Annotated in this window: 16 protein-coding genes; all 16 read right to left on the bottom strand. The window is 37.1% G+C overall.

What is annotated here, in order from left to right:
- Entirely contained in the window at positions 1–228 is a 228-nt protein-coding gene (locus JNUCC76_RS05675) for a TcpD family membrane protein (RefSeq protein ID WP_454153302.1), read from the bottom strand.
- A gap of 14 nt (positions 229–242) precedes the next feature.
- Positions 243–1,190: a conjugal transfer protein gene (locus JNUCC76_RS05670; RefSeq protein ID WP_454153300.1), complete on the bottom strand. Its 948-nt coding sequence runs from the start codon at positions 1,188–1,190 to the stop codon at positions 243–245.
- Between the two features lie 35 nt (positions 1,191–1,225).
- Positions 1,226–2,068, bottom strand: a complete 843-nt coding sequence (gene uasX, locus JNUCC76_RS05665) for a serine-rich aggregation substance UasX (RefSeq protein ID WP_454153298.1) — start codon at positions 2,066–2,068, stop codon at positions 1,226–1,228.
- A 21-nt stretch (positions 2,069–2,089) separates the two neighbouring features.
- The gene (locus JNUCC76_RS05660; RefSeq protein ID WP_454153296.1) at positions 2,090–2,824 is read right to left on the bottom strand and encodes an SH3-like domain-containing protein; all 735 of its coding nucleotides are present in this window, start codon (positions 2,822–2,824) and stop codon (positions 2,090–2,092) included.
- Between the two features lie 21 nt (positions 2,825–2,845).
- The gene (locus JNUCC76_RS05655) at positions 2,846–4,591 is read right to left on the bottom strand and encodes a GH32 C-terminal domain-containing protein (protein ID WP_454153294.1); all 1,746 of its coding nucleotides are present in this window, start codon (positions 4,589–4,591) and stop codon (positions 2,846–2,848) included.
- An 83-nt stretch (positions 4,592–4,674) separates the two neighbouring features.
- On the bottom strand, positions 4,675–6,828 hold the full coding sequence (locus JNUCC76_RS05650) for a KxYKxGKxW signal peptide domain-containing protein (RefSeq protein ID WP_454153292.1): 2,154 nt from the start codon (positions 6,826–6,828) through the stop codon (positions 4,675–4,677).
- A 331-nt stretch (positions 6,829–7,159) separates the two neighbouring features.
- Positions 7,160–7,660, bottom strand: coding sequence for a GNAT family N-acetyltransferase (locus JNUCC76_RS05645; protein WP_454153290.1), 501 nt, complete (start codon positions 7,658–7,660; stop codon positions 7,160–7,162).
- 92 nt (positions 7,661–7,752) lie between these two features.
- A complete protein-coding gene (locus JNUCC76_RS05640; RefSeq protein WP_454153288.1) occupies positions 7,753–8,532 on the bottom strand; it encodes a hypothetical protein in 780 nt (259 codons plus the stop codon).
- Positions 8,533–8,610: 78 nt separating this feature from the next.
- On the bottom strand, positions 8,611–11,487 hold the full coding sequence (locus tag JNUCC76_RS05635) for a YobI family P-loop NTPase (protein WP_454153286.1): 2,877 nt from the start codon (positions 11,485–11,487) through the stop codon (positions 8,611–8,613).
- Between the two features lie 1,192 nt (positions 11,488–12,679).
- The gene (locus tag JNUCC76_RS05630; RefSeq protein ID WP_454153284.1) at positions 12,680–13,705 is read right to left on the bottom strand and encodes an IS30 family transposase; all 1,026 of its coding nucleotides are present in this window, start codon (positions 13,703–13,705) and stop codon (positions 12,680–12,682) included.
- Between the two features lie 710 nt (positions 13,706–14,415).
- A complete protein-coding gene (locus JNUCC76_RS05625; protein WP_454153282.1) occupies positions 14,416–16,434 on the bottom strand; it encodes an SspB-related isopeptide-forming adhesin in 2,019 nt (672 codons plus the stop codon).
- Between the two features lie 66 nt (positions 16,435–16,500).
- Positions 16,501–17,382 (bottom strand): sortase family protein, encoded by an 882-nt coding sequence (locus tag JNUCC76_RS05620; RefSeq protein WP_454153280.1) that lies wholly within the window; start codon positions 17,380–17,382, stop codon positions 16,501–16,503.
- Between the two features lie 10 nt (positions 17,383–17,392).
- The gene (locus JNUCC76_RS05615) at positions 17,393–19,522 is read right to left on the bottom strand and encodes an AAA family ATPase (RefSeq protein WP_454153278.1); all 2,130 of its coding nucleotides are present in this window, start codon (positions 19,520–19,522) and stop codon (positions 17,393–17,395) included.
- Positions 19,523–19,537: 15 nt separating this feature from the next.
- Positions 19,538–19,927, bottom strand: coding sequence for a hypothetical protein (locus tag JNUCC76_RS05610; RefSeq protein ID WP_013102158.1), 390 nt, complete (start codon positions 19,925–19,927; stop codon positions 19,538–19,540).
- Positions 19,928–20,220: 293 nt separating this feature from the next.
- Positions 20,221–20,817 (bottom strand): hypothetical protein, encoded by a 597-nt coding sequence (locus tag JNUCC76_RS05605; protein WP_454153276.1) that lies wholly within the window; start codon positions 20,815–20,817, stop codon positions 20,221–20,223.
- 2 nt (positions 20,818–20,819) lie between these two features.
- A complete protein-coding gene (locus JNUCC76_RS05600; protein ID WP_454153274.1) occupies positions 20,820–21,377 on the bottom strand; it encodes a hypothetical protein in 558 nt (185 codons plus the stop codon).

Raw genomic sequence — 21,377 nt, 5'->3', positions numbered from 1 at the left:
CTAACCACCAATACCCTTAACCCAATTTAGCAAAGCATTCAAGATACCACTAAACGCCTGCAAACTGTTTGCTGGTCCATTGACGAAGAAATAAACTAAAGCACCAATAAATATTGACATCCACATGTCTTTAGATTCATTTTTGCCATAATGCATCAACGCACGTCCACCAGCAATAACAACCGTACCAACTAACAATAAAGGTTTAATTGAATTATAAAAGTCCAATCTGATACCCCTTTCTAAGCCTGTAAAAACTTTGTGATAAAGTACGTAGAATTTTGTTTTTTAAGTTCTAAGTAAATTATCTGCGCCTGAGTAATATCTGAACCATGTACTTTAACTGTGATTTTGGTTGTGACAATTGGTTTTTCTGCCGAACCAGTCACCTTAATATCGCTATCATCAAGGCTAACCAAATCAACGACATTATCTAAGCCCACAGGGTTATTCATGAACAACGACATATCTTTAGTTGAACTAGAGACATATTTTTGCACGAATTGTTTGGTAAACTTTTGAACCTTTGCCGTGATTGCTTTATCAATGATTGTTTTACCAGTCTTATCAAATCTGGCTTTACCAACTTGACCAACACTATCAATATCATTAGCCACATAAGGTAACCCAATCACAGTCAACTTATCATTATCTTGTGTATAGGGGACATTGACAGTCATAGCGTTTTGCTTGCCGTTATTATCAATCGTGAGATAATATTGTGCTGTTTTGATACTATCCACCGTAAAAATACCGTTCAATTTAGCTTGTAACAGCTTCATATCTTCGGTATTGGTCGATGATGATAAGGTGACATTTTTAGCGAAATAAGGTGTAACCTTATCTAACCAAGCATCACTTTTGGTCTTATCAAACGTATAATAAGCAGTCACAAAGTTTGCCAAGTATTGCCCCACAATTGGGTTATAACTGGTTGTCCCAGCACTGGCTTTATCAAGTCTGGTTGTAAGATTAGTAATGTTATGCCTTAATTCACGGTTTTTAATCGCTACACCATTAGCTAGGACTAAAACGTAGGCAAAATAAAACACTAATACAATCAATAAAGCAACCACAATCTTACGTACTTTGCTCAAATTATAAACATGTGCTTTTGGAATTTTTACCTCTTTATCTTTTTGTTTCTTTTCATACTCAAAATTAACTTTGAGTTTTGGGAGACCACGCATTTCGCACCCCCTTTCGATATTTTTACATCACATCATTATAGATGATGCTTACGCTTGTAAATCAAACCGCCCAAAGCAACCAAACCAGACATTGCTAAAGCTAAAATACCACTACCACCAAAACTAGATTTCTTAGTGACACCAGTTAAAGGCAAAGCTTTTGTAATTGCTTCATCAAGATTTTTCTTCGCTTCAACAACTGGTGCTTTAGTATTATCTTTATCATTTTCATCTAAAGCTTTGTTATAGTCTTGTACGGCACGTGCAACACTAGTCACATTAGCTACTTGTGTCGGTACATCAACTACATTACCAGTGTTATCAGCTTGTACTTCTACTGGTTGTACATGATTAACTTCGCCTTGATCGTTCGTATCAGGTGTTGTTGGTGTTAATGGTACGGTATTTTGACTACTATTTGATGATGAAGTAGCGCTGTCACCTGTGTTGTTTGATGCAGAACTGCTATTTTCACTTGTGCTATTCGATGAAACATTATTTTTATCAGTACTGCTTGATGATGAACCGCTGTTATCAGTATCATTTGATGAACTACCGTTATCAATATTCGTGCCGTCATCTGGCGTTGTTGAACTTGAACTACCATTGTCAGTATCAGAAGATGTATGACTATCTTCTGAACTCTTTGAGTTGGATTGGCTTTCATCTGTATTAGATGATGATGATGAACTATTATTATCTTCACTACTATCTGATGATGAACCATTATTTACATTGGTACCATCATCAATATTACTTGAAACACTACTGATTGTTGCACCGTTAGTATTACCAGTGGTATCAGCGTGTGCAATTTGTTGCCCCATAGATAAGGTACCCAATACTGTACCAGCAATTAAAATTTGTTTCTTTATCATTTGATAAGATCCTATCTTTTTTTAATAATATAATTCATCTGCGTTGCTCGTAACCGCATTATTTAACTGGTTGCCGTACACGTTGAATACATTGAATTCTCTAGGTAAAATACCATAACGACCATACAATGTGGCATTCACTTCGGACATATTAATTTGTGTTCTAGTGCAATTACGGTCTACCCAACCATACCCTTGCAAATGTACCCACTGTGTCACGCCACCCCGATAAACTACTTTCGCAATTTTATCGACATTATAGGTTTTAGTATCACCATTGTTTTGTCCCACATACTCCGCACCGCTAACACCATAAGGTTTCGTCCAAATTGTCCCACGATTAATGTTAAACGTCACTTGATATTTTGAAGCATCAGTATCAATTACAGCGCCTTTTTTTACATCTTGAAACGCATTGGCATTAACATAACCAGTTTGTCCGTTAATGGTGACTTGTCGCCAAGTCGTATCACGTTGCTTAACAGTAGTTCCAATCTGGTTAGCAGTAATTGTTTGTCCGTTATACTGTTGCATACTGCCTAAATATTCGGCACCAGCTTGCCCATAAGGTTTCGTCCATAAACCGTCATTACGTCCAGTTTGGTCAACAACCAAATCAATATTATTGGTTGAAGTCACTGTCGAAGCTGATACGGTCTGATTAGCGACCAAACTTTGAGTAACCAAACCACAGGTTGCTAAAACCCCCATAGTTAAAGGAACTAAAACAATTTTTTTCATTGCAGTAATATTCATTTTTAAACTTCCTATCTTTTTTTACTTTACCACAGTCTTTGAAATGTTAACTGTGTTGGCATCTTGGTTGATATCTGGGTCTTCTGTGTAAATCTTGAAGTCCTGTTTATCTGATGTCGCATAACGAGCTACAGTATATGATTGACCGTTAGGGAAGAAGATTTCAACAGAACTCTTATCCGTAACAACTTTCAAATTCACAGCGCCTGTATTCAGATATCCTGATTGGTTCATGTAACCACTTCCATTGCCAAGCAGACCATTTTTATAATAGTTTGAAGTTCCTTGTCCTGAATTGTTGTTATCTAATTCAGATGAGTAACCCTTAACGTTATAGTAGCCTGTCGTTGGGTCATAATTAAACTTGATATAATCTTTACCTTGCCAAATGTCTATATAAATACGTCCTTTATACTGCTTAGCTTTCTGGTTAAAAGTTAATTTATAAACTTGATTGGCGTCTTCGTTTGCTTTGTCATACAAATTATAAATAGTACCGTTCGTATCTTGTCCATTTGTCGCCTGTTTATTGTTGGCATTGACTGGACTAGTGGTTGTGGCTTTATAGAAAGTACGTGATTTAAAGAAGTCTTCTCCAAAGCCAGTTGTCTGATTAAGCGTTAAGTCATTATTCAATACAAGCTTTCGTACAGATGAATAAACGCCCAATCGTTTAGCTAAGGTAGACTCTCCGTTTTGGTCGGAATGAATACCTGAACCAGTCGTGTTCCAATTACCAACCCAACCTAATGCATTCAAAGAAGAATTCACTTGATTAATATCATCACTACCACTTACGTTAGCGCCATAAAAATCACTACCTTGATCCACACGTTTCGCATTGGTTTCATTGACAAACAGACCATTCTTATCTAAATGACCGACGACATAATAAGTACCAGTGGTTTCACCTTGACTAGCATCTTTAGCCCCAAAGAATAAGACTTGTTTTGTCTTACCATTAGCCATTTTCATCGTGCGTAGCGCAGGACATTCAATGGGTTCATTGCCAGTCCAAGAATGCCCCGCAAAAAAGGTTGCTGGCTTGACTTTTGACTCACCGTCTTTATCAGCTTTTTCCCACTTCAAACCGTCTTTAGACTTATACACGCCAATTTCTTGACCCTCAGAAGTGTACATATACATTTCACCATCTTTATAGAACACACTGGAGTCACGCAAATCTGCATGATTAGCAGAAGTATAGTCCCATGAATGGTCTAAAATTGGGTTGGCATTATTCAACACATGACTAAAAGTTTTTCCGTTATCAGACGACCAAGCTGCCCAAATATTTTGAGAACCACCATCATTTTTTTCTAAGCCAGAGAAATACGCAACTTTGGCACCTTTGGGGACACCAGCAATATTGCCTTGGTTCGTCACCACTGAACCAGTCCAAGCTGATTTCCACGTGTACTGGGAATTAGGTCCAAAGGATGAAATGGCAGTGTTTTGTTTTGTATAATGAACAAAATCTTTGGTAGTCGTATGGTACCAATCTTGACCTTGCTCGCCAAATGGATTGTCGCCACCATCTACTGAATGTAAGAAATAAATATCGTAATATTGTCCTGTACTATTCCAAACAATGTTTTGGACATCATTTCCCCAACCTTGTTCAACGTTCAAGTGGTCTTTTTGCACGTGCTCGGTCGACGTCAAGGTGCTTGATGTATCGGCATTTACTTGTGTTGCTGTCATCATGGCAGTACCCGCCATTAGAGCTAAAATCGCTGTGCTTTTTAGTGGTAAGTGAGTTGTCATATTTTATTCTCTCCGATTTTTTTTGGGGCTTCACACCCCATTTGGTTATATTCTGTGATAACGTCACGTGATCAATTTTTTGGTTAGTTTTGGATTTTACCTTTTTTAGAAATGCCAAAAGCCAAACCAAGACTAGCTAATACACTTAACCAAAAGCCACCCTGATTTTCATTAGCGTGTGTTGTTGGCAAAATACTTGCCGTTTCCACTACCTTTGGTATTTCGGGTGTTTCGGGTGTTGCAGTCGTTGCAGTCTTTTCAACTTTCGGTGTCTTTTTAATGTTGTAATAATGCACATCTACCTTTTGCGGTTGTGACTTATCAGCGTTTGGCATGTCCGCTACGGTTACCTTTTTAACATTGGCAACTGGTACAGCAGATTCTTGACCTTTATCAGGTACCACAACTTGTACATGATGTACTGTTGCTTTTGGTGCCGTAGGCTTCACTGGGTCTCGCTCATAAGTTTGTGCCTTTGGTGCTACGTTAGTATTCTTAATTTGTGTTGAAATTTGACCATGCGTATTCCAGATCCAGTTATCATCAACCACCAATACCTGTGTTAAAGGACTAGTCTCATTTGGTGAGATTTTGAAAGTCTTGTTAATTTGAGCAGTCTTATTGAGTGTTTTTGAGAATGTTGTATTGCCGTCATGGTAAACCGAAAATAGTTCATTGCCGTCATTGTCATAAATGTGGAAGTTGATATTTTGGTTAACCGCTTGGTTCTGATAAGCATTGGTATGCGTATATGAATACAATTCAATTGATGAAATCGTCACGGTTTCTGTGCCGTCACCATTTGAAACAATCTTCCAATTGACTTTACCTTTCAAAACACCATGACCAATGATATGCACACCGTCGTTCATATCATGTTCCAGCGTAAACTCACCTGTTTTTCGATCAACAGTGGCATTCATAAAGGTTTGATATTGACCAGATGAGGCATCAGTTTGCGTTTGAGCAGTCATGCTTGTAGTTTGATTAGTCCCATTCATATAGTCTTCAAGCGCTTTTTCATAGGTTGCTTTTTTATCAGCATTTGCCTGATCAACTGATGTCTTTTGTGCTTCATAATCAGCGACTTGCTTTTGGTATTCAGCGGTTAATTTAACGAGTGTTGCTTGGTCAGCTTTTTCACTTGCCACACCACTAGCGACTGCTTTGTTGTACAAATCAAGGTTATAAGCCATTGCATCTAATAAATATTGCCCCTCTGAGCCAGTCAAGTTTTTGTACTTTGGCGAAACTTTTGAAACTGCAACACTCACATCAAGCCCTGCATTTTTGCTTGCTTCAACTTGCTTATCAAGGTCTGATGTCGCATTGTTCAAGTCAGATTGCCCCTTTTCAACCGCTTCATCACGGTCTGTATTAGCTTTGGCGTAATCAGCTTGCTTTTGTTGGTATTCAGCCGTCAACTTAGCCAATGTTTCAGTATCAGCTTTTTCACTTGTCAAACCGTCTGCGATTGCTTGCTTATACAAGTTAATGTTATAAGCCATTGCATCTAACAAATCTTGACCCTCTAGCCCAGACAAGTCCTTATATTCAGGTGAAGATTGTGCCACTTCGACGTTGACTTTGGTACCAGCCTTTTCACTAGTATCAACTTGCTTATCAAGGTCTGATGCTGCATTATCTAAATCAGCTTGACCTTGCTTAGTGGCATCTTTTTTTTCAGTAGTTGCCTTATCATAGGCTTCATCATTTGCCTGTTGTTTTGCCGTGGCATCTTTAACGGCTTGGTCTTGCTTATTCAAGTCAGATAGCACTTCATCTGTTTTTGATGAAGCGTTGTCATCAGTAACTGTGACATCAGTTGTCTTACCAGTCGTCAGATCAACACCAGCTTTTGAAGCGGTGTCTGCATCACTCTTGACTGTATCTTGTGCCTTATCGACCACATCTTTTGCTTGGTCTTGTGTCACACTTGAACCAGCAGTTGTTGGCACAGTGCTTTTTTCAGCAGTTGATGAAACAGTCGCAGATTTAGTGGCATCATCAATTGTCGCCTTGTCCGTACCTGTATCAGTTGATGAAGCAGTTAATTGAACTTGCTTGTCATTTTGCGTGGCATCAGTGGTTTTAACAGCTTGTGCATCAGCATTTGAAACAGTATCAGCATTTACACTTGTGGCATTAGCACTCACAGCAACGCCAGCAACTGCAACGGCTCCAACCACCCACAACTTACCTGATTTGTACAACTTGTACGTTTTTGAATTTTCCATAATTACCAATAAAAAAAGCTACTTATTAAGTAACTATTCCTTTCTTTCAAGTATTCTTTTATAATTAATTAATTAATTAATTAAATGCAAACCCCTAAAGGTTCTTTGAACAATGATAAATAACAAGGTCAAAACACTGGCAATTATCATAGTAATATGTAGTGATTGACCCGAACTCATAAAGAGTAAAAATATAGGAAACATAGATCCAACATAGACAAGCCAAACCCCAAACATAAAGCTAAAATAAATCATTTTCTGTGCCATTGTAACAACTAAAAAAGACCGATTGTTTAATCAGCCTTTAACTTTTCTATTAAATTAACCAGAGCTACTTGATCTGACGTTTTGAAGTGGAGTTAAATTTTTCTAAACGATACAATTCTTCGGAATCAACTTCATCAATACCATTTTTAAAATCGTAACCCATTTTCTGATAAAAATGTAACGCCGTTTTAGATGCTGGTATCTCAATACGTGAGGCTCTTAAAAAGTATTCGTCTGTTTCCAAAGTTTCAATTATTTTTCTACCTAAACCGTGACCTTGATAATCTGGGTCAACAAAAATATTAAATAGACTACTTTCCGTCTTACTACCCCAAAAAGGACCAATTGAACCAACACCTATAATTGAACTGTCATCGGAATTTTCGATAACATAACAATGAAATTGTCTTGCACGTTCAATTAAATCATTGGCTTTTAGAGATTGTAAATCTTTCTTAATGAAATCAATTGAATAATCTTTTATATTAGTTGTTTTCATTGTCTTAGCTATTAATTGAGCAACTAACTCGGCATCAGTATTTAAAAATCTTCTTACCCTATACATATCTAACCTCCACAGAAATTATTTTTATTATAATCTTGTTTCGATTAAATGCAAACTACTTTTGTATAGTAGCCAGACCGCTGGCCTCTCTGTTATTTATTTTTGTCAGCTTGATTAGTCGTTGTCTTACTTTGACTTGATGTTAGCTTTTCTGTTGCCTTTTCATCAAGTGCAACTAACGTGTCAGCATACACCGTCCAATCAGTGGCATCATTACCAGCAAATGCAAACTTCAAACCTTGTGGTACTAACTTGTCCCCCGGCTTCAAACCAGCTTGCAAGCGTTCACTTTCTGCTGGATCAACCAAAATACGGACAATGTTATCATCATTGCCAACATCGCCTGATTTACTTTGTTGGATAAAGTTGAACTGATAATTTGAAATAATTGGTTCATCGTAATCATCGCGTGCAACTTCGCCACGATTATCAGTTTTATAATTAGGTGTAACCCTAAACAACACTAAATCATGACTATCAAACGCATCAGCACTACGCACACGTCCATGTGGTGTTTTGTCTTTACCTGATACGAATACAGCATCATATTCTTCTTCTGGTAAGGTATCTGTTTTAGCATCAGACATAGGTAACAAAGTTCCTGTCTTAGTGGCAACACGAGCTCCGTTTCTTTGGTTACTGCGAGCAGTACCAGCAATAATTTTTGCATTAATCAGTTTTAGTGGTGTACCAAAAGCCATGCTAAAATCAAAACCAGCCTGTGGTGTAACATTTTCAGTGTTCAATGTGTTATTCACATTCAACATAGCGACTGCCACATCAGCATTAGCACCAACTAAATTGCGCCCAGCAAATGTGAGACTTCCGATACTTTTTCCTTGTAGTGATAAACTACCAAATTTGTTAACCATAATTATATTTCCTTTTTTTATACTAAAAAAAGAGCATAAATTAAATGCTCTTTCTAAAATTATATTATTTTAAGTTTTTTAATCGAATGTTGGCTTTATCTTTCCATTAGCAACATTCATGTTATCAATAATCTCTTTGTCTTTCATCCATGATAAAATTTCCAAGTTGATTTCTTCATTGTTGAAAATAATGTTCTGATATCCTCGATCCTTCTGAATAATTTTTATGAACTTTCCATTCGACAATTTTTTACGCTTTAGATATTTGATTACTTCTTCTCTTGACAAATTATTGATATTCGTTGCAAAAATTTGATCATTTAAATCATCATCTATTTCTATTGACTTATCAAACAAATCCTTGTTCAGTATAATTTGATTTTTCAATATTATACTTTTTATGTCGTGCGTGAAAAAGTCTGGCTTGACGTTAATTTCTTTTTGACAAATCAACTCCAGTAAACTAGAGTCTATTTCTATAAGGTTTAGCTTTAGTAAAACTAGAATTAACTGATTATCTAGTACAGACAGATTCTGCGAGTGTAACTTTTCACCGTGATAAGTTCTCCAAATATCAGTAAATGTTTCTACAGATAAACTATTTTCATTAATTGTAGACATAAATGTTTCTTCTGACAAATCTTCATCAAAAGTAATACGATGACCATTTATGAAACTCTCAAAAACCTTATTGTACGAATATTCTCTAATATAAAAATTGATGTTAGATGCATTTACTATAAAACGATTGTTCCTCATAAGTAAACCTAAAATATCAATATTGACATCTGAAATTTTTTTAAGAGTAATAGAACTATCAGCTTTTTGTATCAACTCATGTTTAAACGTTTCATAAATATTTTCTCCGTTTATAAGACTGGTAAATTCATTCAAAGAAATAAACTTGTTAAGATGATGTACAATTAATTCTACGTTTGATTGGGTATCTGCATATCTATTATTAATTGCGATATCAAAAACCTGAATAGGATTCAAAATTGAAAGATCAAACTGAATGTTTGGCAAAATTGACGTCACTGATTTGTACAATGCTGGATTATAATTTAATAATTCTTCAATAAAATGAATTTCTGAATTATCAGCAGTGTGGAGAATGAGCTTGAATTTCTCAAAATTTTTGTTAGATAACCAGCAAGTCAACTCGATGTTCAATATTTGATTTTGCTCGTAATCTTCTTCTTGAAGTTGCTCAATTAGCCCTGGAATATCATTCAACTTCATATTGATGTCAAAATTACGCGCGGAAATGTACAGGTTCCGCATAAATACTTGTGTGGATGAATCACCATAGTAATGATTGATAGTATTCAGGTAACCAAGAGTGATGTACTTGTTTTTAATCAAGGCATAAAGTAGTTGATTATCTTTAAAAGAATTTAATGTGTCATCTACATCAAAAAATTGTGTATTACTGATATTTGATAAGTTGGTTCTGAACCTTGTCATTTCATTATCAAAAGCTGTCACAGGAACTAGATTGTTGGCGTACTCCTTTGCATTGTTTTTAAACTTTGAGTATTCAATAACAGAGTTTTCATAGTAAATACCCCCATCATTTTTTACAATGTACTCAGCTTTATCCAAGGTGTCAATATATTGTCTATTGTTAAAATTATCAACAGACACCAAATTGTTCTTGGACGCCCAAATAAATAAATATTCGTATTCGTTTTTTAAACTAGTACTGTTCTTTTTTTCTTGTAAATCATTAATCTTTTTTGTACAATTATCAATCTGCTGTTGAACATTATTCTTGTATTGCTTTACTATGTCGCCTAAAATACCTCCCCCATTTTGAATGTCATCAAATTGATTCGGGAAAATATTTTTATATGCTATTAAAGCTAGCAGCTCGTTAAGCTCTATTTTTTTATCATTTTTATTTTGTGCCAAGTTCCCAATGTTCGAGTAAACTTCATATTCATTATGAATATTCAGCAATAAACGAAAATCATCAATAAATTGGCTTAGTATACGCAACAATCTAACATTGATATCTTCCCCTTTAAAAATCTCTCTGAGTTTATCAAAAGAGTTGGAAGTCGTAATAAACGGTATAACTGGAATTATTTCATCAAAGAACTTAACTCGATCGGTCTTATCTTTAAATAGTTCATCTTTTATTAAATAAATGAAAGTCCATTCTTTCTTGTCGTTTAAGTTTGAATTTAGTTTAGTATTTAACTCTCTCAATTTTTCAAATATTGATAAATCTTTAAATCTATCTAGATCCTCAATAATTAGGATTGATTTTCCTGATTGCTCAAATAAGTAAACAATCTCGTCAGTGTATCTTTCAAATAAATCATCTCTTTTCATATTGATTTCAGTTTCAACTTGCTTTATAGAAATTTTTAAGTTTCGAAATTCAAAATTTGAAAGAAAGTACCAAATAATAACTAGTCCAACCAAAATAGAAGCAACAGAAAGTCCGATTCTATACATACCACTAATCGGAAAAAATAAGGAAGACAAAAGACATATTTCAAATAACAATGAAAATTTGGAAAACCGTGAAAGTGGTTTTTTTATCTTAAACCGTGTTAATGGAATATTTTTAAGATCAACTTGATAAATAATTTGGTTGATGATGTTTGCGAATATAGTTCCTTTTGAAATCAAATTATTTGATTGTTCACCTCTAATTGATGAAGGAGTGTCATCACTGTCATCAATTTCTTTCTGTGATACTACTTTAGTAGATGAACTTTCAAAAGTGGAAAAACTAACTTTAAGAAAGTTTGTTTTTTTCTTAAAATACGTATCGACAATGGAAGATTTTCCACTTCCATATTTACCTGTAACAGCTAAATTGTGGATATGATCATCGCTTAACGCATCATCCAAATAACTTTTATAAACTTTATAATGTTTTTCATTTTCTAAGTCAACTTTTGGCGATAAAGGTAACAATTTTTTAGGTTTTACGTCCAATTTATCAATCTCCCGACGCTGTTTTTTTAAGCAATGTTGTTGCTTAATTGAAAAAAGCCACAGTGACTCCCAAAATAAGTATATCACCATTCCAATATATCTGATTTGAATTATATAAACGAAAATTAAAGAATTCCCTCTTCAAAGATAACACTAATAATGAATAAAAGATTTAAGACTAATTTGTTCAGATTTCCACTGAGTTTTTCCTAATCTGAAGTATCAACATTACCAATTTTAGAAAAATACTTTCAGGATAAAAAAAGCAAAAACAGATTTTTCCGATTTTGCTCATACCAACATTGTTTGTAAGATATACAATAAATATTTACTAACGATTTTCAATTCAAGGGATATAATTCTATTCTGACTATATCCGTCCTCATAATTAACTATGCTAAATTCTCAAATGTTTTAAAGTCGCCTACTATATAAGTATGACATTCAAGCAACACTCTCAGGCTCTGCCCATTTCCGAAATGCACTCTAGCAATTTGCATCTCTCGACATGTTGTATTTTGATATCGGAGCAGAAATTGTGACTAACTCAACTTTTCTAGACTTTTATCTCTTACTGTTTACAGCCTCCGGATTGAACACTTTTCAAAAATACAGTATAATTAGCGTATTGAAACATTATATTCTGCACTATTTAATAACCGTGGTGGGGCATTAACTATGTGTCAATCAATATTAAGTTTTCAATGTACAAGTTGACTAGCAATTGGCTGGTCTTTTTTTGTGCTTTTTTAGGTTTTCTTAATAAAATAAGCCTTTTTTACAAAAATATAAGCACAAGGTATGTTACAGAAGTATTTCAACTCCTATATCAAACCTTATGCTTATTATTCTACAGACTCCGGTCAACCCCTAAAGTAACAAATAATCTAAAAAAATTGATTTTATTTTGGCTAATCCGTTGTCGCTGTTGTGATAGCGGATTTGTTTACAATCTGATTACAAAGACTGTTTTAGTGCTATTTTTGGTTTTGCGTTTCTAAATTTCAACTACCATAATTTATTTTTGATGTTGGTCGCATATTTAGTTTTTGCATTGCCATTTTGACTTTTTTTGAGCCAATCAAGCACTTAATTCGTGTTTATCTGGTTATTATTATACGCAAAAATGCAGCCCAAAGCTATTGACTTTGAACTGTCTTAACAATTAGCGATTTTTAGCATCTATTGATGATTAAGCTGCCATGATTCGCTTAGTAAAGACTTTTTCAGGTGTTTTGAACCTGAGCACATTTCTAGGACGCTCATTGATGTCCTGAATGGCGTTTTGAAGCTTACGTTGGGTAATCTTAGTAAAGTCATAACCAGCAGGAAATACACGCCTTAATTCACGATTCATGCGTTCGTTTGTACCACGTTGGCCTGGTGATTGTGGATCAGCGTAATATAACTTTTTACCGTACGTATCTTCAATGCTGTAAATAAATAAACTACTGGTGAATTCTGAGCCACGATCACATGTGATACTGTCACAAACGTTCTCAAACCTTGACATAAAGGTATCTATGGCTGTTTTGACATCTTCTGAATTTTTACTCTTTGCTTTGACACCAACCATAAAACGTGTTTTTCGCTCTACAAATGTGATCACGAAAGATTGGGAATCTTGAGGACTCATCACCCCATCAATTTCCCAATGACCAAATGTTGAGCGATTATTGATGACTTCTGGACGGTTGTGAATTGAACGCGTTTCAATCATCATCCGTTTATGTTCTGGATTAACTGGTTTTGCCCTTAGATGCCTGCGTCTTTTGCCTTTAAGCGGTAAATCATTTAATGTCGCACTCAGGTTGCGATTAAGTATCCAGTTATAGATTGTTCGTGTGCAAACACCAATTCGTGGCACACCATGTGCAATTTGTTCTGGCGACCAATGTTTCTTTTTGAGATAGTAATCTATCTTTTCGCGTTTTTTAGGTGTGATTTTAGGCTGTGAACGATGCGACTTTGATTGATAATACTCAGCACGTCTAGTCGCTTGCACAGGTTCGTATGTATGGCGCAATATTTTCTTTTTGCCACGCCAAGTCATGACACGGGCATTACGCTGCAATTCGTGTGTAATGGTAGCCCGAGGTCGGTTTAGCTTTCGAGCAATTTCGGCATTGGTTTTACCCGCATCAATCATATTTTTAATCGTAATACGCTCACTAAACTCTAAACGCGCGTATTTGGATTTGGGATTCTTTTTAGTCATGTGGCAATTATTCCTTCTCTCAATAAGACTATAAAATTGACATTCGGTCAATAGTTAAAATGTTAAGAAAAACAAAAGTGAACAACTGCGCAAATAGCTTGGTATCAGCGTTTGAAGACTGTTATGGTTTATTTATATACGTGTGTATATTAGCAGGTATAATGATACTATACACACGTATATATACATGGATATAGTTATAAATATATACGCTAACATACTTATCATTATGTTTATCTTATATTGACGTGTATACGTATATTGATATAGATAATAGACTTGCTTTCACCTAAGTCATGTATCTATATTTTCTAATAATATCGTGCAAATGATTTTATTTAATCGTCATCAATTTGACGTGTCTGTCAGGCTTGACAAGCGCGCTTGTTCATAAGCGCACACAAAAAAGCCATCAAAGGACGGCTCTATTTGCGCAGTCAATCTGGAGTAAAGATTCACTGTTTAACTTAGGAAAAATGTTCTGAGAGACCATGCAATATTGTTAAATGTGTGAAGTGAGACATGATAGATTTCAAAAAAGAAATGATATATTTAGGAAAACAGACTACCAATATCACATGTCAAGACCCCCTCTGAATACCTTAAATATACCACTTTGTGAAGAACAAAACAAGTGCTATTGTTTATTATTTTATCGCTTGATAAGGACAAAACAAAAAAACAATGCCCTTAGGCACTGTTAAAAGTTGTTATTTGTGGAACCACTTCTTGATTGGCTTGCGGAATCCAAAGGCGGCGCCTGCTAGTGCAATCGCTGCAATAGTACCATATAACCATCCTTTTGGCGCTTCACCATAACTTGTATTAGGTGTTGATGGTGTATCTGGCTTTGGCGTATCAGGCGTGATTGGATTCTTGACTGTTTCAGTATCAAAATCCTGACCAAAGTCATTTTGAACCGCAGTGTTTGTCACTGTCCCTGTGGCACCCTTTTTAACCACTGGATTAAACGTGATTGTCAATTCATGACCTGCATGATTAGTCAAAAAGTCCTGCACGTTCTTTGCTTTCAAAGTCCACTTACCGTTCTTGATATCCCAATCTTGTTGGAGTTCATCCATCACTGACTTTTGTGTTTTGGCATCAATGACTGTGAAGTCTTTTTTAGTTTGGTCAGTAATATCAAGCTTAGTCTCATCATAATCATCCATGAATGACAAGCCCTTAGCTAAAGTATCCTTATCCACGTCAATAGCTTCTAAACCTTTCAAATCCCACGTTAACTTATAATGCAAAGTTTCACCTGGTTTAACATTTTGACCATTGTTGTCCTTACCACTATCATCTGTTTCTGACTTGTGTGGCTCTGGCGTTGTGTATAATTCGCTGAGCTTGTAACTAGCCTTAACCGTTTCCTTTGTTGGTGGTGTTGGCTTAACGGGTGGTGTCACGACATTTAGAGCCGCAGAGGAACCAAAGAGGTTATATTGTGTTCCCAAAGCCTTCCAGGCATTAACTAAGCCACCCTTTTCGGTAATGACATTGCTTGCAGTCGTATCTTCTTTAGTGGCATTTTTAGTATATTCATCAAAGAAGTTATACGTAAAGCTTGACCCAGTTCCTACCAAACCTACTGTACCAAGCGGTGTGTCATTAAAGCCATCTAGTGCAGCAGAACTTGTCGTATAAGTGCCGAATAATCCAGAAGGTGCATTCTTGTCGATTTCTAGTCCATTGTCTTTTGGACTCAATTGCGTGACATTACCATAGTCAGTCTGCATACCTTGTAAGACATCCACGTCACCAATTGCGAATGCGGTTACCAAATTGGCCGCTTTACCATCAGAGTATTCATAGTTAATCTTAGTCTTGACCCCATCAGTATTCAGATATTCAAAACGGACAGAATCATTAGTTTGACCATCCATATCTTGCTTACCAACGGCTAGGTAATGCGAATCAGAGCTGGTACTTTTAACCGTATTAGTAAAGGTAATGATCGCGTTGATTTTTTTACCTGTAATTTTATCAGTCCCAACATTTTCAATCTTGAACTGTTGTCCCTTATTGAAATCCTTAATTAAGTACATATCCTTTGAAGGGGCATTAAAGTTCGTGCTGTCAGTATTCAAAACTTGTGTTTTACCAATTGCAGTGACCTTACTATCTTTGTTCCAACCTAAATCAGACACAGATGCAAAGTCTTTGACCTTTGAACCATCAACGACAACATCAAAATTTTTGTAGTAATCCAGTGAGCCTTTACCAGCTTCATTATAGTCACCGTAGACCTTAATACCATTCTTGTCAGCGATAGGCGTATCATTTTTATGTTTAGCAATTTCTGCCTCATAGGCGGCTTCATCTTTGTTATACTGATCTAAATCTTTTTGATACTGCGCCTCTTTGGTAGCGTAGTCAGTGTTAGCGGTGGTCTGCTTTTTAGTAGCAGCTTCAAGCGTTGAAACCTGTGTCTTGTAACTATCAGTGATTTTTGTTTTAGCGGATGCGACTTCGCTAGATTTAACTGTTTGTGTATCAGTCTTTTCTTGCGTTAAGTCCACGCCAGCAGCTTTGGCATTAGCAATAGCTTTTTGCAAAGCCGCATCATCAATTTTCACTTTCGTCCCAGTTGTAGAGACCTTAACAGGCGTTGGAGTATCTGTGGCATGTGCAATGATTGGTGAAGCCATTGGAATCATAATCGTGGCAATGGCTGCGCCTTCAAAAATACGATTGCGTAGTTTGTGTTTAATGTTATGTGACATAATAAATATTCTCTCTTCCGATTTTTGGAGGGTGGTGATTTGCCACCCCCTATAATTAAATTAGTTTTATTGCAATTGCTGCTTTAAGCTGCTGTCCAGGGAATTAATTGATTGTTCACCAACTAATTCACCCGTCAGTACAATTCGCTTTTTAGCGGTGAAATTTGTGTAGTGACTCGCTTTAACCTGCTGCCAAAATTCTTGATCTTCCAAACAAGCAATCAATTTAACTTTTGGTTTGCCTGTGTTCTCAACAGCTAATTCTTGGTTCATCACGCCCACAGCGATACCATAATCCAATTTGGTCGCTTTATAACGATAAACTGTATGACCATCTGAGAGATAAATATCTTTCCCTAAAATGGTTTTCTCAGTCATGTTTTGTAAGGCACTAAACTTGGTAGGATGGTATGGCCACACGGCATTATAATCACCCATATTGTGAGCAAATATTGGTACTAATCCAGTTCCAAACTTTAGGTTGGGTGCATTCATGCCCGCACCAATGGCTAAGACGTGGTTACTAGTGCCTTCATAGATTGGCTCACTAATGCTAAAACTTGGCACAGCCACATGTCCACGTAGGATTTCAGCTTGATTGCTTTGAGCTAGTTTCAACATATCTTCTTTGCTAGATAAACCGCCAGTCCCTGAGTAATCAGGTTTGACACTTTTCTGTGCCGCCACTTGTTTGACTTGACTTGCTTTGACAACAGGTTGTTTCTTTGTTTTAGCAACAGCCTTATGACTAGCTTTTTGAACCTTCTGCGCTGTTTGCCACTGCGTATGGTTACCGTAAATCACAGCGCCAGTGACAATTAAGATGCCAATCATGGCTAATAACAGTGTTTTTAGAATTGGATGGTGCCTTTTCAAACGATGGAAATTTGGACGTCTAGCTTGCGCTGTCGTTCGACGGCGCTTGACCTGTTCAATGTTGATTGCCATAGATCACCGCCTAATTGTCAAACGGTACAACATAATCGTAGCCATCATGATGCACTGTAATGGTTTTGTCTTGTACCGAAACGACTTTAGCGGTGACTGTTTGACCATTGATTGTGGCATCAACGTCTTCACCGACATGGTAGCGGTCAGCTAATGTAGAAGAACTGTTAGCTTGTGAGCTAGATGAGCTTGATTGACTACTTGAAGCACTTACCTTTGAAGAAGAACTAGCCTCAGATGATTCAGGGGCTAAGGTTACGGTTGCGTTGCCTTCGTTGTGACTACTCGCAGAGACCGCTTTTGATGATTGTGCGGCGCTATCTGTTTTGTGTTGGGCCATCGCATAACCACCAAAGCCCGCACCACCAATAGCCAGAACAGCCAAGACACCAATCGCCGCTGATTGCCAAGCACTATTTTTCTTTTGTTCAACTTGAGGCTGTTTTATTTGCGCTGCTAACAAAGTCATCAATTGCTGGTTAGTTTCATCATGTGATGTTGTCTTGGGGGCATTTTGAAGCATTTGTAACTGTTGACGAAGTTGGGAAACCTCATCATTATTGACAGCATCTTTACCTTTTAATTGTTGCTCGAGGTTTAGATTAGTTTGCTTCAAAATCTGGACTTGTTGCTCAAGTTCACTGAGGCTACCAGCATGCGTTTTAGCACTTTCTAACTCAGTCGCACTGATCATCGCTTTTTCATGTTCTGATTGATATTGTGACCGCTTGTTACTGATGTCTTCTTCCAGCTTTTGATGCATGTCTAGCAAGGATTGTGTGTTTTGAGCTAATAACTCATCACGCAAAGCTTTAAGACTGGTTAGCGTCTCTGTTTGCGCTTGTGACGTCACTTCTGAGACCTGATTGTCTACTGTGGCTTGAAGATTACTTTGCAAGTCTTTAGAACGTTCTATAAACCAGTTATCCAGCTCTTGATTAACAGATACCTTCAAAGCCTCTAAGTCGCTTACAAAGTCACTCTTGAGCGTTTTGAGTGTATTATCATGACGCGCATTCTCATCTTCCACAGCCGTGCGATAACCTGCTTCACGAGCTTGATGTGCTTGCGCATAACGGGTTTCAAACTCTGTTGCCCGTTCTTCTTTCATTTGTGCATCAACCGTCTCAGAGACATTAGTCTCACGCAACTGTTCAACTGCTGCTTTCGTCTTTGCTTGTTGTTGTTTCAACAAGTCGGACATCGCTTTGCGTATCTTTTGCGTGTAAATGTTGCTGGTATCATTCAAAAAGTCGTTTGCTTTGGCTTTGTCTGCGTTCAAACGACTAACCACGTAATCGGGGTGTTCCGCAGGTAAATCAGCTTTGACATCACTCATCTCAAATGCATTTGGTGCCAGGTTGACACGATCAATTAACTTTTGTGTGGGATCACTTTCGGTCATGACCCCGTCTGAGTTGTCTTGAGTCGGAACAACAGCTTGAACAATTGGCTTCACTATGTCACCACTTGCAGGCTGCTTTGGCTGTTCAACTATCTTAGGAATAGCAGGTACAGTCTTTACGACCTTTTCCTGTGATTGGTCACTAGTTTCATTTTCAACAGCCTGAACCACTGGTGGCTTGACTTCAATCGTTGTGCGTTGGAATTTATTTGGTTCAACCGTTAGGACTTCACCTGTTTCACGCGCTTGTCTAAACTGTTCCTCGGAAGGTAAAACTGGCAAATCATATGTTGACAGACTACCATCAGCAAGCACGGCATCCATCAGCGGTTGTAGGGCTTCAACAATAATGTCATAAGTCATATCTTCATCTTGACGAATTTCTGTGTCGTTGAAAATATGATCAGCGGTACTAACAACAATGTTTTCAAACCCTGCTGTGAGTGTCGCTCTTTCCCAACTTAATCCTGTTGGCTCAGCACGGCCTTTTTCATTAGTGATAAAGTAGACGACGTTACCTAAACGAACGTCATGATCACCTGCACGCACCACATCATTGACTAAACCAGCAGCGAATTGTTGTAGCCCTGACAGTGATACATTCGGCCAGCTTTCACTTACCCCACTTTTTTCAGCCAGGTCTTGAATCACCTCATCATTGAGATCAATTTCAGTTTGTTCAACGCGGGCAAAAAATGGATCCCCGATACTAGTTTGTTTTTTCTTTCCAAACATATCTTATTCCCCCGTTTAGAATGGCCAGTTGATGACATTTCCGCCACCAGCAGTAGTGGCTGTTTGCCAAATCCATGTCAGCAATAGTCCAGTCAAAGCACCACCACCAATACCGAACATGGCGTGCATTAGCTTGCTGTTACTCTTTTGCGCCATCTGTTCATTACCAGTTGCACGCATGATGAAACCAATCAATAAGCAAATAGCGCCAACAACGATCAACACAATATAAAGAATTGTGATGACCTTTGAACCACTTGTTTTGGCAGCATCACCAATATCCGCTGAGGCAACAGTCGGTAGCCACATTGGTAATGAAGCGACCAATCCCGCTAATGTTTGTTGTAAGCGTGAAATCGGACGACGCTCCCATAGAAACTTGTTATGTGCATTTGACTTTTTCATTCAAAAAGTCCTCCTTTTTCTTTGTTGTGTTATCAACACACGCACAGAATAACAAGAATCAAAAAATTGTCATAAAGGTAAATGGTTTTTCCTGAGGCAAACAAAAAAGCCCATCCAATTGGACGAGCTTTGAGAACAACATCATTAAAGTAATAATGATTATAAAATAAAAAACCCGATGTGCTGTATCTACTTTGGCGAGCTGATACACATCGAGCTAAAAATAAATTTTAATTTGTAAATACAGTATATCAAATTGACTTAAAATTATAAATCAGATTATTTATATTTACTCATAACACACTGCTGTCACTTTGTAATTGATAAGTTCCGATGCGATCTAGTTGTGTCACAAGATTTGTTTTAGGATTATAGCTGACATTATAGACAAAACGTGTGGTGGCATCTGCCGAGTCCTTGAGGTGGCTTTTGACAAAGACAATCACCTTTCCCTTCACTTCTGTGGCACTTGCTGAGGTGGGTAAGAAATCCATGTGATCATAGGTCATTACCACACCTGTCTGTGTAATCATTTTATCTGGATCAGCCTTGAAATCTAAACTATTTTTGACGACCTCTTGAGCCACATAAGGTGTCATCTGTTTGGCTTTGGCATCAAATTCCTTTTGAGAGGCAATTGTCCAATCTAGGGTAAACAGTTTATCAAGCAAGGTAGAGGCTGCCGAGACATTAGGTTGCTTTGAATCTAGTACCGTACCGACCTTTGATTTCTTGTTGATGAGTTTGCTTTGTTGCACGGCTAGTTCATTTGAGGCACTTTGATGTGTCTTAACAGTGACTTGAGTAGCTAACCAAAAGCCCAGTCCAGCAATCACCATCAACGCTGGCATAACCCACAGTAAGGGGATTTTTTTATTAACTTTTGACATGGTTATTTCCTTCCTGAGGTATCTTTTACAGCTCCCGTTTGGAGTTCTGTAATTTTGCCATTTTCAATGTGCATCAATAGTGTTGTGCTGGTTTCCTCTTTGCCTAATTTATATTTAACCGTCCCAAATCCTAGACCTGAGCCATCGGCTGCTTTGGAATAGACAATATCATTGCTTTCTAAATGAAAAGTTGGCACGCCTTCATCCACATCACCACCAAACGTTGCCCCTAGAAAAGCTGACACAACGTCATCCGTTGCCACACTACTTTTAGCATCTGATTTATTTAACTTTGGTAAGATGGCAAACATTTCTTTGAAGAAAGTATTGCCAATTTTTTGAATGTTTTGGGTATCACGAATATCAGCAGTTTTAACCTTATCAAGTTGTTTAGCCTGGACAGCGTACTGACTTGTCTTAGCTTTTGTTGCTTTGATTTCTTGGTGCACGATATTCACACTCTTGACCGTGCGTTGATAGCTAAGTCCTTGCTGGATTAAAAACAGGCAAGCAAGCGTTAACGCAAAAGCGTAAACCCATTTTAAATTGAATTTTGTCAT

Source organism: Leuconostoc sp. JNUCC 76, from assembly GCF_053667755.1.
This window is presented reverse-complemented; position numbering and strand designations above follow the sequence as displayed.